Genomic DNA, 15669 nt, shown 5'->3' on the forward strand with positions numbered 1-15669 from the left:
TGCCCTCCCCTCTATTGACAAACAAATTCTACCGCAGTAGAATAGAATCAAAGCCATTCTACTCTAGTAAAATGTAAAGGGGCATTCCCATGCAAATTAAATTGTTTGATTCTGAACTAAAGGTAATGGATGTTCTTTGGAAGAACGGCGATACAACCGCAAAGAATGTAGCAGAGCGATTAAAAGAGCAGGTAGGCTGGAGCAAAACAACAACCTATACGCTCATTAAACGGTGTATTGAAAAAGGTGCAATTGAACGCATTGAACCGAATTTTGTATGCCATGCTCTTGTTACAATTGAACAGGCAAGGGAATTTGAAACCACGGAACTAATTAACAAAATGTTCGACGGTGCCGCAGACCAGCTTGTGGCCTCTCTTTTGGGAGGGAAAAAGCTCTCTTCCGAAGAAATTGAAAGGCTGAAACGACTTGTTGATCATTTGGAGTAAAGGAGGATGAGCATGAGCTTACTAAGCATGAGTTTTTCGGCAGCAATTCTCATTCTGGTTATTGTAATGATTCGCAGGTCGCTGCTACACAAACTGCCAAAACGAACCTTTCTTCTTTTATGGGGTGTGGCATTATGCCGTCTATTAATCCCCTTTACCATTTCATCGCGCCTGAGTATCTATTCCATCGCAAATACAATAATCGGCAGTTTTTCGAAAACAGATTTATCACTGGCTCAAATACCGGTTGTGCAAAACAATATCGTTGTTAGAAATCCCGTTCCCCTTCTACTAAAGGCAGAACAAGCGAGCTTATCCCCCATTACAGTAATTTGGCTAATTGGCTTTTTGGCCTTTGCTTTGTTCTTCCTTGTAACACACCTGCGCTGCCTCAGAGAATATAAGATGGCACTACCCATTCATCATCCTTTTATAGCGAAGTGGCAGCAGGAACACCAGATGAGGAGAACCGCTGAAATTCGGCAATCGGATCAAATCAACACACCCTTAACCTATGGCATTTTACGGCCGGTTGTACTTCTCCCAAAGCAAACTGATTGGGAAGACGAAACCAGGTTGCGATATGTTCTCGCGCACGAATTTACTCATGTGCAGCGGTTTGATACGTTTACAAAGTTCATTATGGTAACCGCGTTGTGTATCCATTGGTTTAACCCCTTTGTATGGCTGATGTTTGTGCTGCTCAATAGAGACATTGAAATTTCTTGTGATGAAGCTGTTATAAGGTCGTTTGGCGGGAGCGAATTAGCAACATATGCACTCACACTAATTGCCATGGAAGAAAAGAAAAGCTACCTTGCACCACTTGCCAATCATTTTTGCAAATGCTCCATGGAAGAAAGAGTTCGTTCAATTATGAATTACAAAAAGACTTCTCTATTCACAAGAATAGCATCAATCGGATTAGTAGCTGTTTTGATTACGGCTTTTGCTACCTCTGCACAAGCAAATGAGAACAAAGGGTTCCATGCAGCCATTCCCCTATCTCCAGTACTAAAGACCTCAAACCCTGATTCATCATTTCTTTTTGACAAGGTGGAGCTCTATTATTATGACAATGGCTGCCCCTACCTGCACGACGTTAAAACGAACAATACAGACAAAACCATTATTGAAATGCAGTATGGGATGCTGGGGTATGATAAGCTGGGTAATCCACTGAAATTGCAATGGAATTTTCTAGATTCATCCTCACAAGCAACCTATGATTATTTGGTAAAAGAGGAATCCGAGCTTTTACCAAAGCAAACCCTTGGCGTAAATGGCGGTTGGTCTTTATACGACAGTGAAACAATGGACTGGCCCCAAATACCTAATGCCGGCCCGAACAAGGTAGCATATGCCTTATTTGAAATAAAAGAGATTCATTTTGCGGATGGCAGTGTGTGGAACAACAAAGAGTATAGCACTTGGCTTGAAGCATATAAGGGCAGAGCGGTGGATGTTTCCATATTCAAAAGCTATTATCCCCGTGAAATAAAAATTACGGAGTGATTCATATGCTTAACCTCAATATAACAAGAAAAATAACCTTCACTCAATATGTGAGTGAAGGTTATTTATTTATAGAAATGTCTTATAGCTATTTAAGATAAGGATTAAAATTTTAAAGAGGCTTATTTCAAAATAGAGTTGCTGTGAATATAAAATTCTTCCTGACTGGGTTGAAACTTTTTCTCTTTTTTCTCAAGACCGTCATCAAAACGCTCCGCTTCTTTTTCGTCAACCGCCATTACGGGGCTGTCGTAGTAGACCCATTTTCGATTATCTAACGCTTCCGGCTTGAGTTCCTTGACCAGCATAGCGGATGGGAAGGTGCCGTTCTCCATACAAATGTTATACTTTTTACAGCTTTTAAAGCCACGGCTTACATAGTTACCCGGGTTCCCAAAAATAACAACTACATCGTAGCCAAGTTCAATCGCTTTACGAAAAGAATGCTCTAACAGCATTTTCCCGTAGCCTTTTCTTTGGTAATCCGGATGAATGCAGAGCGGGCCAAAGGTAAGAATCTGTTTTACTTCGCCAGACTCATCAACCAGCTTTGCTTTTGTGTACATAACATTCCCAATGATTTGGTCATCCACTTCAATGACAAAATCCAACTCCGGCAAAAAGTCCTCGTGGGATCGCATTACATGAACTAAATAATGTTCAATGCACCCTGGGTTATATAAATTCCAGAATGCCTCCCTTGTAATTTCTTCTACCTTCTTATAATCGGCTTCTTTCTCATTGCGAATTTTAACAATACCGTTCATTTTGAAACCTCCCCTAACCATTCTTTTTTTATAACGGATATTTCAACTATACAAAACAACCAGCCACGTGGCAATAGAAACTTGCATTTCACATTACTATAAATTTATTTTGCACTGCCATTGCCATATCAATTGTTTTTTTCCCAACGATTTCATCAAATCGGATGGTAGCGTAGGTGCCGTCAAATTCCGTGATGACACCTTTCCCAAACTTGGAATGCGTAACGCTCCTGCCCGCTTCTACATTGGTAAGTAAGATTTTTTGAGGCTGCGCAGTGATGCCCGTTTTCTTAATTTCCGTTCGTTTATGAGGCTGCTTCGGCTTGCTTTTGGGTGCAGCTTCGTAGGTAACCGTTGTATCGCGCTGCTCTAAAAGCTGTGCGATTGTTAACAACTGAAGCGTGCCCAACTCATACTCTACAAGCACAGAATACCCGCATTGTGCAACCACAGTACCTTTTCCATTGTCTTTATGTACATAGGTTTTGCCACATAATCTTTGCTGAAATAACGCCATAATATTGTCTGCGCCCATTACCTCTACCGGCAGAGAGTTTAAAACCTCCGTTGTAAAAGCGGATTGCTCACTACGGCAGTGAAAAAGAGAAAGCTCATTTTTCGCGCGGGTCATGGCGACATAATATAAGCGGCGTTCTTCTTCATACTCTCTTAGCTCCTCCGGAGACGAAGAATCTGGGGCGGGATTTTTCGGGAGCGTACCGTTAAATACATCAAGCAAATATACTCTCTCATATTCCAACCCCTTACTCGAGTGGATGGTCGACAAAACAAGCTTGTTCGAGCTGCTGTTTTTATGCTCTTTTATGATCTCTTGCAGTTCCTTTAGTCTACGGAGCAAATCACGCGGGCTAGATTCTTTTTCGCCGAGCATACACAAAATAGCAAACTTTCCTTCGTCCAGCTTATTTTCATTTACATAGTGCCGATACCCTGCTGTATTCCAAATGAGTTGAACGGCCTTAGACGCGCTGCTTTCCACAATCATCGGCAATATGGTTCGTAAATTATTAACGCTTTCCTTGGCAAAGCTATTGAGCTCTGGAAATTGAACGAACTCTTCCAGAATCGGCTTTCCCGTTCGCTTGCTTTGTTCGCAAGCGAAAATAGCGGCTTTCTTTGATAAAGGGCTACCAAATTTGTAATAGATTCGCATAAAGGCTTCTGCATCCTGTTGGTTATACGAAAAGTTTATAATATCTGTTATATCTGCAACAATGCGATGCGAAAAGAACGCTCCATCAAATTGCCTGCAATGATAGGGAATCCCATTTCGCTCCAGCATATCGATGAGGGGAAGGGCACTGTCGTTATTTCGATAAAGAATCGCCGTTTCGGAATCACAATTCTGTGCCAGCGCAAAAAGATATTGGTATTGCGTGACTCGATTTGCTGCATCAACTACCCGTATAGGCACTCCGCTGCCGCGCGTTGGTACGATTGACTTGTTATGGCGATAGCGATTTTTAGACACAAACGCGTTTGCCACACTTACGATTTCATTTGTAGAACGATAGTTATGTTCAAGCAACATGATTTTCGCGTTTGGGTAGTCATTGCTAAAGTTCAGTAATGCATCTGGATATGCGGCGCGAAAACCATATATGCTCTGGTCTTCATCGCCAACCATAAAAAGATTGCCGTGCTTTTTTGCCAACAGCTGAATAATGGTGTGCTGTATTTTAGAGGTATCCTGCGACTCATCCACACAAATATAGCGATATTGCTCTTGAAAATGCGCGAGGACTGGCGGAACCAAATTGAGAATATTGAGCGCATATTTCATTTGGTCATCGTAATCCATTTGTCTGTTTGACTTAAGCTCTTTACAGTATTGCTCGTATATCTGAGGCATATGTGGGGTGCTAAAATCACAATTTTCAATTTCTTCCTCTGACAGCATCATATTTTTAATGTAAGTAATAGAAGTGCGAATATCTTTTATGATGCTCTCAGTGGCGTAATCGTTATTGATTCTTTGATAAAGCTGTCCGACCAAATGTGCCAATACACCATCGTCCGTAATCAATTCAAAGGGTTGCCCTTTCCCATGGTTCTGGTTGTAGTAGTCTATTATTTTTGCCGAAAGGCTGTTCATTGTACGGAACTCCATGTTGCGGCTAAAGCTTTCTCCAAACAGAGAGATAAAACGTTGGCGCATTTCATTGGTACTGGCGACTGTATAGGTCGTGGTCAAAATGCTCTCCGGTGAGATACCAAGGCAGTAAACCATATACCCTAACCGTGTGATAAGCACTGTGGTTTTACCGCTCCCGGGAACGGCAAGAAGCAGTATTGCCCCGTCTACCGTCTGTACCGCCTCTTTTTGTTGTTTATTTAGGCGAGACAGAAATCTCTGCGAAAACTCTTCTTGCGTCATTTATTGAATCTCCTTATTGATATAAAAATGAAAGCGGTATCCACCTTATACATACAAATATTCCGTATTCTAAACAGGAAATACACTGGCAAACAAAATGCGATAAGTAGAGAGCTTGTCCCTACAAACTTATTTAGGCAAGCACCTAGCATTTTTAAACCTTGCAGTATTTATATTGTTTCTAGCTGCTCTACCGTTCTCTCGTTTTTTACGTTGCCTGTATTTAGCGTTGTTTTGGGTTCAATAAGCATAACATGTACTTCATCCTCCGCTATCGGCATATGTTCTACACCTTTTGGTACTACAAAGAATTCACCCTCGTTTAAAACAACATCTTCATTACGAAGCCTCATTACTAGACTACCTCTAATCACAAGAAACAATTCATCCTCATTTTCATGCGAATGCCATACAAACTCACCCTTTAACTTTACAAGTTTTATATAAGTATCATTTAACTCACCCACAATTTTGGGTGACCAGTAGTCATAAAAAGCACTCAACTTTTCTTCCATATTCACTTTCTTCACTGGGAAAAGCCTCCTTTTTAAATACGTTTCTATTCTATCAATTCGTTTACAGCATATTAGAAATAAACCATTCCTTTCTCCTTCTTATTGTTAATATTGCAATTGCGAGCAGTAAAACAATGGTTGTAATGAGACCACCTTCGGGGCCAAAATCCCCTCCAGTATAAACAACAGAGCCAATTTGCTGTGTTTGAAATAGCCTTATACCATTATCTGCAAAGCCGCTAACAGGCAGCCCATAAATATTACCAAGAGCAAAATTCCAAGCAAAATGCAGTCCGCAAACACCCCATATATTCCCATCCTTGATAGCATAACCGGCAAAAAACACACCCGAAAGTATTAGATTTAGAAAAGATAAAGCGGTTACTCCTGCACTAAATAAATGAAGTATCCCAAATAGGATGGCGGTTATGAAAACTGCCGTAAGCGGCGAACTTTGTTGCTCTAATCTGGGAATCATCCACCCTCTTATTGCTATTTCTTCAGAAGCACTTTGTATCATCCAACCAAACGCCATTATTGCTAGCTTTAAAATTACATAGCTGGAGGCCTGTGATTCGTATTGAATGGTAATCATTCCAGTTGCAAACAGAATTAGGGTAACGATTGAAATCGTACCAAAGCCAAGAACAAATCCAGTAATGTAATGCCGGAAAGGATTCTTGGCTTGAAAACCAATTGAATTTACAGGTCTTTTTTCCACAAACTTCACCCATAAAAAGAAAAGAGCAATTTGTGTTCCGCAAACTATTAGCTTTTTAAATGCGAGAGTTTCATTGGTATTTGTATCTAGTGCAAGGGCATTAAAAATTGCATACGTAAAAAATCGACCGATTCCAAATCCAATTAACCATAAAGCAAAATAAACAGCTATGGCTAACGGGATTTTTAACTGAATGCTACTTGCTTTCTGTTGAAAGAGTTCACTTCTTTTTAAATATAGATGAATGCTTTTCAAAGTGCCCTCCTATTCTAAATTATTTTTTCATTTTTAGTGGAAGATTACATTCTTGCGATACAAAAGTACCCATTACACATCTTGATGATGCAAGAGTGGCAAGTTAGAAAAACGACTAAAATGTAATTTCTTTATATACAGCTCTAGGAGCGACCCTATGGTATCAAAAACAAAATGCTTGGTTTCTGAATCAATTCCTCGTATAGCCTCCAAAGCTTTGAGTGCTTTTACGTTCCAATCCTCCGTTAAATCACTAAAATTTACAACTCCAATGGATTCAAATACGCTATAAAGGGTTGAAATAAATAACTCCCGCTTCTCGTCACTCAAAGAAGAGAGCCACTCATTAATAACCGTATTGATGTACTCCGCATCTTTCGTGATGCCTTGTGTATATAGAAAATCTGTTTTATCAATTACCCACGAGAATGGGTCATGCTGCATAATCCAAAATTCGTTGCTTTCTACTACAATGTAATCCTCTTGATGCTGCAAAAGCATTCCCACTAAAGATGATTGAGGCAGCGTTTTGTGTATCTTGTCCTTAATTTTAGTATATTTTTCGCTTACGAAAATTTCATCTCGAAAACCGGGGCCGTCATGGCTATAAATGCCCACAATACGGTCTTGGATAGATTGATTGCACTCCATGGCAGAATATACTGCAATATTCCCGCCCTTTGAATGCCCACCAACCATGAGAGCATGTGGGAAGCGTTGCGCAACCGCATTCAAATATAGAACCCCCTCCTGCTGCGCTGGCACAGGAGAAATAAACGCCATATTAAAATCCTCTTTCCAACCGACAAGGGTCGCATCGGTACCCCGATAGGCAATATACGCAGTTTTATCATCAATGAGGTAGGTGACCGCTGCAAACTGCTTTTGTAAGGTAATGTCTAAACTATCGGAATAGCAGCACATGCAAATGTCTCGAAATCTAGGGCTCATTCCAAGAGCAAGCAACAGTTTATGGTTGCTTTTGGGGTCTCGTACATTATATAACATGTGTGGAATATGCTCTGCTTTGAGTAAATCGCCGATTCTTACAGGTTCTTCCGCATCCTCTAACCCAGGTACCACTTTATTAAAATGAATATAGCTAAATTGAGATAATACTAAGCTGTCTACCCGATTGAATGTAGCGGTTTTAAAGTCCTCCATTTGCGACTCAACATAATCAACAATATTCATATTTTATATCTCCTAAGCAATGATTCACACACTAGTATCTTGCAATTGCTAAATGTTATTATACTCATTAATTGATGGGAGGACTTGTCAAGGCAGTATTCATTCTTTCTTGTTAATCTGGTTTCGTGGAATTCCATGGATTAAGCATATTATATAGGTTTCACATAGGTTGAACAAGGGCTCATTTTTTACATATTGTTTGAAACCCTTCTAGATAATCAAAGGTCCACCGGGTACACCGATGGACCTTTGATTATCGTAAATGCTCTTCTAAAAGACTGAAATTGCAATTCATAGCTTTTGAATTTTGTATAACTTCTGTTCGCTAGCTCTGATTTTTGTTAAATCTCCACTGCACAGGGCATCCAAAGTTTCATATATTTTATCGGCGGGCCAGTCCCACCATTTAAGCTCCAGTAGATAAGAAATTAAGTCATCATCAAAACGTTGGCGAATAACCCGCGCGGGGTTTCCTCCTGCGATATGGTATGCTGGAATGTCCTTTACCACAACGGAATTTGCGGCGATGATTGCGCCATCGCCAATGTGTACTCCCGGCATAACGGTGACATTTTGCCCAATCCATACATCGTTCCCAACAACCGTATCACCTTTGAAGGGAAGATCTTCGAGTGACGGAGTCGCCTTTTCCCAACCATGTCCCATAATGTTGAATGGATACGTGGTAACACTGCACATCCTATGGTTTGCACCATTCATAACAAATTCAATCCCTTTGGCAATGGCGCAGAATTTACCAATGATAAGCTTGTCTCCTAAAAATTCGTAATGATGCGTAACGTGTTCCTCAAATCGTTCCGCCCCGTTGATATCATCATAATAGGTGTAATCACCAACCGTAATATTCGGTCTGGTAATTACATTCTTGATATAGCAAACGCTTTTTATGTTTTCGTTCGGATAAATTACATTAGGGTCTGGCCCATACTGCATATAGATACCTCTCTATTTTTTTCGTATTGGGTTGTCTTCCATCATATCATATAGATTGCAAACACTTTTCCAATTTCGTACCGTAGCCGTATGAAACACCTTGGAAATGTAGCCGGCTAGTTTTGATTTTCGTATACTTTGGTGGCAAAGGAGATAACATTCCCTTTTTCTCTCTCGTAGTATGTCTGACCCGACATACTTTCTGCGAATGGCCTCAATCTGCGATTGCTCCGGTAGACTTTCTAGAAAACAAACATATAGGTGCTCTACTTGAGGGGCTGCCGTTTCGGCAGCAATCATCTCATCTAGTGAGAACGGCATTTGCGCAATAAGATACTGAATCTCATCTATATTTCTGATAATCACGCCAATTTCAAACCCAAACCGTTTCACGAAACCATCGCTAACCGTATTGTATAAAGAAGCTTCATCAAGATCGGAATCCAATACCACATTTCCGCTTTGGACATAGGTTCGAATGTTTTTGAAATTCAGGTCAAGCAGCAGTTGCTTTAAGTCGTTCATCTTAATGATGTTTTTGCCACCAACATTGATTCCACGAAACAATACTACATATTTCATCCGCTTCACCTTTTTGTTCTATAATGATAAAGATGTCTGTTTTATGAGTAGGCATTAATCAATGTTTAATTTAAATGAGAAGTTGTCCTTTTGCAATAATTTTCACATCTTCAGCCACGTTGATATGTCCTGTGGATTGAATCCGAAAATACTTTTATCTTGCTTGGTCTTCTACAAAACCACCTTGGCAACACCGAATTATTCCGGACCTCTGTATCGAAAATACTCTTTGGGATCAGTATATATCCCATTAATCCAAATCGATGCGGTAGGACAAAAATTATAGCAACGCATACAAGCAGTACATTCAGCTGAAAACTCAAATTGTTGATTATTAAGCTTTATACAGCGTGTCGGGCAATTATTTAAACATAACATGCACCTATTACATGTTTTTGCCTGTACGCTCAACAACTGATAATTATTTTGAATCACCTTTTGAGTCTTTTTCCGTATTAAGATTCCGGGTAACAAGTATGGCCCAATCCCTTTGATATGTTTTTTCGAGGACAGTAATCGGTTTATCATTATTTTCAGCTCATCTTCAGCACGCGCTTTTCTGATTCTCAATTTTTTGCTGCTCACTAATTGTGATTTATGCCTATATGTAGATATATTATTGCATACTCTGATATTCACATAAGCCATAAGTTTAAAGCAGTCTTTATCAAATAGCTTCTTTGCTTCGAAAGGCCCATATGCATTTACATATCCAAATGTATTGATGAAATAAAACGGTTTTGAATAAACTTTCTCGGTTTTTAAACTATCTGTCAGAAATCGAATGAAAGCTTTCATTATGGAAGGAATATCAGCTCCATATATGGGATTAGCAAAACCGATGCAGGTGGATTCTTTAACGATTTTAATTAAATTTTCGCTTTTGCATCTTTTAAAATCATCAATCGAATAAAGTTCGGCCTGATGACCGCTTTGAATGACTGTACTTTTAAATTGCTCAACCACCCATTTTGTATTTCCTGTTCCACTAAAATAAAAAGTAGTAAATAGCATGATTATGCCTCCTGACAGGAAATTGACCATTATACATCATTAGTACCGCAGTACTATTAAAGTCATAGCAAGCAGACCGTTTGTTTCTTTTATATATTCACAAATATAAGTACACTTTCCAAAAGAACTAAAATTGGAGAGTTGGGGTGTGAAACTGTACTTCAATTTTCGGGATTTAAGGGTATGCAAATGTCATATAATTCTGCTAAATTTGTGATTGTGTATGTACTCTGAATTTCTGCAGATTCTTTCTGTGACTTTATGTTAACCCAACAGGTATCAATTCCTGAAAGAATTCCACCTTTTATATCGGTATTTAATGAATCCCCGATAATAAGTGCCTCGTTTATATTGAAATCTTTAATATTATTTATTACATAATTGAAAAATTCTTTTGATGGCTTTTGAAATCCGACGCTTTGAGAATCAAAAACATCTTCAAAAAATTCATATAAGCCTGACTGCTTCAATCGCTTTATCTGAGTGTTTGTTATTCCATTCGTTACAACATACAGTCTATGGGTTGCAGACAAGCTCTGGCACAATTCTAAAGCCCCTTCTATAAGCTGACTTCCATCACCCAAGAGTTCTCTATACTGATTTTCCCATGCAATTCCATCCACAACTTTTCCAAGTCTTAACATAGTTTCTGAAAATCTTGAATTCAGCACATCATCTAATACAATATCTCCTTTCTCATAATCAGCCCATAGTTGTTTATTGACGGAATTATATACTCCAAACAACTCATCCGAAAAAGTATATCCGTTTTTTTCAAACAATTTGTTTAACGAATCTGCTTCATTCGCTCCGAAATCTAACAAAGTATCATCTAAATCAAATAGAAGTATTTTATAACCCATTTTTCCTCCGAAATTAAATATATCTTTTGCTCTTTGTCTTATATTTTAGCATAAAAAAGGCGTGTAGAACAATTTTTCTACACGCTTTCATCTTTTATTTTAATCTTAATACTTTATTTCTAATCGAGCAGGAAAACACTACTGCATGCCTTGAACAGTCAAAAATGATGTCGCGATGGCCCATTGGTACCTTGTTGGAGAGTTATTTTCTCAAAACGGATTACTAATACCCTATTGTATTGAATCTTGAACACTACGCTTAGAAAATCAAAAGAAAAGGAAAGAGTTTTGAAATTGTTCATTCACACAACTATACTGCAGAATCAAATTCATTAAAGGTTTTATTATCCCATTTTCAAAATATGTCGTCCTGTGTGAGAACCAGCCTTAATGTTTTCAAAAACTTCGCTTAGTTCTTCCATAACAACATCTTTAACAAGGGCTTGGCTCATAATGTGCCATTCACCAGCAAAACGCGACCAAATTGCATCACGCTTTTCAATTGGGAAGTTTACAGAGTCAACACCGAGAATGCTAACACCTCTAAGGATAAACGGCATGACAGTACTGTTAAACTTAATTCCGCCTGCGTTGCCGCACATGCTCATGCTTCCACCATAATAAATCTGTGGTAGTAAACCTGAGGCTACTTCCCCGCCTACAACATCAAGAACGTAATGGAATTTTTGTTTGTCGAGTACCTTTTGTTTTTCCGGTAACACATCACGAGCCAGTAGTACATCCGTGGCACCAATGGAAAGAAGCTTCTCTATTTCACTTTCTTCTCTAGCGAGCGCATAAATATTCTTATAGCCACTTTCCTTAAGGAGCTGTATTGCAACACTTCCCACACCACCTGAAGCACCTGTAACAAGGATATGCTGATCTCTATTCGGTGACATACCCTTTGATTCAAGTGTCATAATTGAAAGAGCTGCCGTAAAACCAGCAGTGCCAATTACCATCGCATCATGTAGTGATAGTCCTTCCGGTAGTGCAACGACCCATTCCGCAGGAACCCTAGCATACTCTGCATAGCCGCCTGTATGCGTCATACCTGTCTGAAAACCAGTTACAAGAACATTCTGCCCTTTTTTGAATTTACTGTTGTCCGATGAAACCACTGTACCACTTAAATCAATACCGGGAATCATTGGATAGTTGTTAATGACGCCGCCTTTTGTTTGTACAGCCAGCATATCCTTATAATTAACCGATGAATATGCTACTTTAATGAGCACATCTCCTTCAGAAAGCATTTCAGTATTAATTTGTTCAATGGAATGTGAAACTTGTCCATTTTCCTCTCGAACTACGAGAGCCTTAAAATTACCTTCCATATTTTACACCTTCCTTAGTTTATTAATTTTTGTTTAAATATAGTTTTTAACAAAAACATTTCGTTATAGGAACTTTTTTCATCTTGAATCATATCAAATTTGTGATATACTGTCAATATAAAAAAGAGGTGAAAATATGGAAGTTAGAAATTGCATTAATTTTTTGTTGAGCTCTTCGCAGAATACTGTTTTTAAATATTTTTCGAAAAAACTTTCAGAATATGGTATAACGCCAGCACAATATAGTGTTTTGAACTGTCTATGGCAATATGGTGATATAAGTCCATCAAGAATAAGGGAACTTTTGAGTCTTGAAGCATCTTCAGTGTCTGGTATTCTTGATAGGATGCAAAAGAATAACCTTATTGAAAGACATATAGATCAAAATAATCAGAGAGCTATCATTGTTTCTTTAACAGAGAAATCTATGGCGATTAAAGACGGTGTTGAAACTGTTGTTAACGAGATGAATCATAAGTTTTTAGAATCTTTATCAGATAAAGAAAAAGACATATTGAAGAACGCACTTTTTAAAATTATTGATATGGAATAAATAATAAAATGCCTAGCTCCTAAAATTCAGGAGCTAGGCATTTTATTATTAAACTCTATTTCTGAGAATCAAGAATAAACAAGGATGCATCATGTCCCATAAATATATTGCTTCCAGTATAAAAAGTTTTAGACTGAATATCCTTGTATCCTATTTTTTTCATAATTTCAGTTAACTCTGATTGATTAAATCCGTTATGAACCATATCTGAAACTATTTTTTCATTTTTATCAAAATCTACAATTAGTAAATGTCCAGTTTTTTTTAGAACATTAAATAATCTTGATAAAACTAATTCAATATCATTAATATGGAGTAAAACTTGAGCCATAAAAATATAGTCAGCTTGTATATCTGAAAGATTATCTTTTTCAAAGTCAAAGCATAATGTAGTTGCTTTCTGTAAATTAAAACCGGAAATTTTCTGTTTAATTTGATCAATCATATTTTGTGATGTATCTAGAAAAAGCATAGAATTAAAATCGCTTAGCAGGTTTATTCCAACAAGACCTGTTCCACACCCAAAATCAATAGCATTCTTACTTTTAGCATCCACTAGATATTCACGAATAGCATCTGATGATACCCTTGCAATTTGCACTCTTTCAGGAGTGTCATATATATTAGCTATCATTTCAAACTTATCCGTATTTCCCATTATTACCTCTTTCATTTACAATAAATCATCAACCTTCCGCTCTTTCAAGCTTCACTACACACTCCACGTGCTTTGTTCTTGGGAATAAATCTACCGGAGTAATTAGACCAGTGGTGTAACCAAGCTCTCGGAAGAGTTTTACATCACGTGCCAGTGTGGCGGGGTCGCAAGAAACATATACAATACGGGAGGGAGACATTCCAGCTACCGTATGAATCAGCTCGGGGGTACAACCTTTTCTGGGTGGGTCAAGCACTACAACATCAGGTTTTTCGCCGCGCTGCGTTAACTGCTGAGCTGCCTCGTTTGCATCCATACATAAAAACTCTGTGTTCTCAATGCGATTTAACTTCGCATTTTCACGAGCATTTTCAACTGCTTGCTCAACTACCTCTACTCCAATAACACGACCAGCGCGACTTGCCATGGAAAGGCCAATGGTACCTGTGCCGCAGTACAAATCGAGCACCGTTTCTTTTCCTGTAAGACCAGCATAATCGTTGGCCAGAGCATAAAGCTTCTCTGCCTGGTCATGGTTCACTTGGTAAAAGGACATGGGAGAAATGCGAAATTGCAGCCCATACATCTTATCTGTTATAAAATCCTGCCCCCAAACAGTGCGAAAGCGCCTGCCCAGAACCACATTTGTATCTTCCCTATTATTATTAATCAACACACATTTCAGGCCATCGACCCTCTCGCGCAGAAGCGTAACAAGGGACTCTTCCCCTTTGAGTCCGTTTCCATTTACGACCACACAAATCATAACCTCTCCGGTTCCCTGTGCAGCACGCAAATACAGGTGGCGAATCTTCCCTTTGTGAGTCGTCTCGTCGTAAACGCTCTCTCCACTTTGGTTTGCCCATTCCAAAAAAGCCAAAAGTGCCTGCTCAAACGGTTTGGGCTGCAAGGCACAGTGAGTACATGGTACAATACGATGGCTGTGGTTTGCAAAAAATCCGGCAATGAGGTTCCCTTGCTTGTCCTTACCAAGCGGAATTTGCGCCTTGTTGCGGTATCCATTCACATTTTGTGAGCCAACAATCGGCTGAATCTCCGGATTCTGCATGCCGCCAATTCGCATCAACGCGTCGCGAACTCGCGTCTCCTTTGCGTGCAGCTCTTCGGAATACGTGATATGGCGATAGGCACACCCTCCGCATTGAAGCGACACGGGACAGTCCGATTCCATTCGATGAGTGGATGGCACTAATATTTCTTGAATTTTACCAACAGCATAGGTTTTTGCTGTTTTTACAATATGAATGCGCAGCCGGTCACCGGCGGCCGCACCCGGCACAAATACTGCAATACCATCTACGCGCCCAACACCGTTACCCTCTGCGGTCATCCCGGTAATCTCTATTTCATGTAGCTCGTTCTTTTTTAACATTTAAACTCTCCGTTCGTGCAGCGCACTCTATAAAATTCTATTCTTCAAATATCTTAATTAAGATAAAAATAAGTGAATGAATTACTAAAAGTGTAGCATTTTCCGGCTGTAAACACAAGATAAGAAAAAAATGCTAAAAATTTTTCCTATTTTGAATAATGGCTGAATTTGTGTCAATCATAATAAATATTAAATGGCTTAGCCATGCAATTTATGAAAAAAGCAGATTCATTATTAAGCTTTTGTTAAATTCTTGACTTTACTGTATATAGTGGTTTATACTAGGGTAAAAGAAATATAATATTTCGATATACCCATTTTACTTGTTAATAAGACCGCGGCGGATGCCGTACCTTTTTCAATACAACTCCTCCCCAAAAAGGCTGAAACCGGTAAGTTTTTACCGGTTTCAGCCTTTTTATCGTACCCGATTCTTTTGCTGATATGTGCCTGTTTTTGTATAAATGCAACAAACTGTATCTTGTATTTCTATGGAAC

The 15669-nt window shown here is 38.9% G+C and carries 15 protein-coding genes; 3 read left to right on the forward strand and 12 right to left on the reverse strand.

Annotated elements, in window-relative coordinates:
• The first annotated feature begins 89 nt into the window (after positions 1–89).
• On the forward strand, positions 90–449 hold the full coding sequence (locus CAN90_RS03110) for a BlaI/MecI/CopY family transcriptional regulator (RefSeq protein ID WP_085832374.1): 360 nt from the start codon (positions 90–92) through the stop codon (positions 447–449).
• Positions 450–461: 12 nt separating this feature from the next.
• Positions 462–1964: a M56 family metallopeptidase gene (locus tag CAN90_RS03115; protein WP_159450352.1), complete on the forward strand. Its 1503-nt coding sequence runs from the start codon at positions 462–464 to the stop codon at positions 1962–1964.
• A 122-nt stretch (positions 1965–2086) separates the two neighbouring features.
• On the opposite strand, the gene CAN90_RS03120 is transcribed toward CAN90_RS03115, so the two are convergent.
• From CAN90_RS03120 to CAN90_RS03165, 10 genes are all read right to left on the reverse strand, one after another.
• Positions 2087–2731: a GNAT family N-acetyltransferase gene (locus tag CAN90_RS03120; protein ID WP_085832376.1), complete on the reverse strand. Its 645-nt coding sequence runs from the start codon at positions 2729–2731 to the stop codon at positions 2087–2089.
• An 88-nt stretch (positions 2732–2819) separates the two neighbouring features.
• Entirely contained in the window at positions 2820–5129 is a 2310-nt protein-coding gene (locus CAN90_RS03125) for an ATP-dependent helicase (RefSeq protein ID WP_085832377.1), read from the reverse strand.
• Between the two features lie 170 nt (positions 5130–5299).
• The gene (locus CAN90_RS03130) at positions 5300–5659 is read right to left on the reverse strand and encodes a cupin domain-containing protein (RefSeq protein ID WP_085832378.1); all 360 of its coding nucleotides are present in this window, start codon (positions 5657–5659) and stop codon (positions 5300–5302) included.
• Positions 5660–5705: 46 nt separating this feature from the next.
• Entirely contained in the window at positions 5706–6620 is a 915-nt protein-coding gene (locus tag CAN90_RS03135; RefSeq protein ID WP_085832379.1) for a CPBP family intramembrane glutamic endopeptidase, read from the reverse strand.
• 72 nt (positions 6621–6692) lie between these two features.
• The gene (locus CAN90_RS03140) at positions 6693–7814 is read right to left on the reverse strand and encodes a DUF2974 domain-containing protein (RefSeq protein ID WP_085832380.1); all 1122 of its coding nucleotides are present in this window, start codon (positions 7812–7814) and stop codon (positions 6693–6695) included.
• A gap of 291 nt (positions 7815–8105) precedes the next feature.
• Positions 8106–8768 (reverse strand): Vat family streptogramin A O-acetyltransferase, encoded by a 663-nt coding sequence (locus CAN90_RS03145; RefSeq protein WP_085832381.1) that lies wholly within the window; start codon positions 8766–8768, stop codon positions 8106–8108.
• A gap of 12 nt (positions 8769–8780) precedes the next feature.
• Positions 8781–9350 (reverse strand): DUF1697 domain-containing protein, encoded by a 570-nt coding sequence (locus tag CAN90_RS03150; RefSeq protein WP_085832382.1) that lies wholly within the window; start codon positions 9348–9350, stop codon positions 8781–8783.
• 198 nt (positions 9351–9548) lie between these two features.
• Positions 9549–10364 carry an EFR1 family ferrodoxin gene (locus CAN90_RS03155; protein ID WP_085832383.1) on the reverse strand — a complete coding sequence of 272 codons (816 nt, stop codon included), beginning with the start codon at positions 10362–10364 and terminating at the stop codon, positions 9549–9551.
• 161 nt (positions 10365–10525) lie between these two features.
• Positions 10526–11227: a YjjG family noncanonical pyrimidine nucleotidase gene (locus CAN90_RS03160; protein ID WP_085832384.1), complete on the reverse strand. Its 702-nt coding sequence runs from the start codon at positions 11225–11227 to the stop codon at positions 10526–10528.
• A gap of 344 nt (positions 11228–11571) precedes the next feature.
• Positions 11572–12567 (reverse strand): YhdH/YhfP family quinone oxidoreductase, encoded by a 996-nt coding sequence (locus tag CAN90_RS03165; RefSeq protein WP_085832385.1) that lies wholly within the window; start codon positions 12565–12567, stop codon positions 11572–11574.
• A gap of 136 nt (positions 12568–12703) precedes the next feature.
• Between CAN90_RS03165 and CAN90_RS03170 the strand changes: the two genes are divergently transcribed.
• Entirely contained in the window at positions 12704–13120 is a 417-nt protein-coding gene (locus CAN90_RS03170) for a MarR family winged helix-turn-helix transcriptional regulator (RefSeq protein ID WP_085832386.1), read from the forward strand.
• A gap of 55 nt (positions 13121–13175) precedes the next feature.
• On the opposite strand, the gene CAN90_RS03175 is transcribed toward CAN90_RS03170, so the two are convergent.
• Together CAN90_RS03175 and rlmD are read right to left on the reverse strand one after the other, a co-directional pair.
• Positions 13176–13778, reverse strand: coding sequence for a class I SAM-dependent methyltransferase (locus CAN90_RS03175; RefSeq protein WP_085832387.1), 603 nt, complete (start codon positions 13776–13778; stop codon positions 13176–13178).
• A gap of 28 nt (positions 13779–13806) precedes the next feature.
• Entirely contained in the window at positions 13807–15171 is a 1365-nt protein-coding gene (gene rlmD, locus CAN90_RS03180) for a 23S rRNA (uracil(1939)-C(5))-methyltransferase RlmD (protein ID WP_085832388.1), read from the reverse strand.
• Positions 15172–15669 lie beyond the last annotated feature (498 nt).

Origin of the sequence: Clostridium merdae (assembly GCF_900176635.1) — a bacterium.
Lineage (GTDB): Bacteria > Bacillota > Clostridia > Oscillospirales > Acutalibacteraceae > Faecalispora > Faecalispora merdae.

Excerpts from the sequence above, each read along its gene's own strand:
- CAN90_RS03110 (WP_085832374.1), top strand. The coding sequence starts at position 90 with ATGCAAATTAAATTGTTTGATTCTGAACTAAAGGTAATGGATGTTCTT.
- CAN90_RS03115 (WP_159450352.1), top strand. The coding sequence starts at position 462 with ATGAGCTTACTAAGCATGAGTTTTTCGGCAGCAATTCTCATTCTGGTT.
- CAN90_RS03120 (WP_085832376.1), bottom strand. The coding sequence starts at position 2,731 with ATGAACGGTATTGTTAAAATTCGCAATGAGAAAGAAGCCGATTATAAG.
- CAN90_RS03125 (WP_085832377.1), bottom strand. The coding sequence starts at position 5,129 with ATGACGCAAGAAGAGTTTTCGCAGAGATTTCTGTCTCGCCTAAATAAA.
- CAN90_RS03140 (WP_085832380.1), bottom strand. The coding sequence starts at position 7,814 with ATGAATATTGTTGATTATGTTGAGTCGCAAATGGAGGACTTTAAAACC.
- CAN90_RS03145 (WP_085832381.1), bottom strand. The coding sequence starts at position 8,768 with ATGCAGTATGGGCCAGACCCTAATGTAATTTATCCGAACGAAAACATA.
- CAN90_RS03150 (WP_085832382.1), bottom strand. The coding sequence starts at position 9,350 with ATGAAATATGTAGTATTGTTTCGTGGAATCAATGTTGGTGGCAAAAAC.
- CAN90_RS03155 (WP_085832383.1), bottom strand. The coding sequence starts at position 10,364 with ATGCTATTTACTACTTTTTATTTTAGTGGAACAGGAAATACAAAATGG.
- CAN90_RS03160 (WP_085832384.1), bottom strand. The coding sequence starts at position 11,227 with ATGGGTTATAAAATACTTCTATTTGATTTAGATGATACTTTGTTAGAT.
- CAN90_RS03165 (WP_085832385.1), bottom strand. The coding sequence starts at position 12,567 with ATGGAAGGTAATTTTAAGGCTCTCGTAGTTCGAGAGGAAAATGGACAA.
- CAN90_RS03170 (WP_085832386.1), top strand. The coding sequence starts at position 12,704 with ATGGAAGTTAGAAATTGCATTAATTTTTTGTTGAGCTCTTCGCAGAAT.
- CAN90_RS03175 (WP_085832387.1), bottom strand. The coding sequence starts at position 13,778 with ATGGGAAATACGGATAAGTTTGAAATGATAGCTAATATATATGACACT.
- rlmD (WP_085832388.1), bottom strand. The coding sequence starts at position 15,171 with ATGTTAAAAAAGAACGAGCTACATGAAATAGAGATTACCGGGATGACC.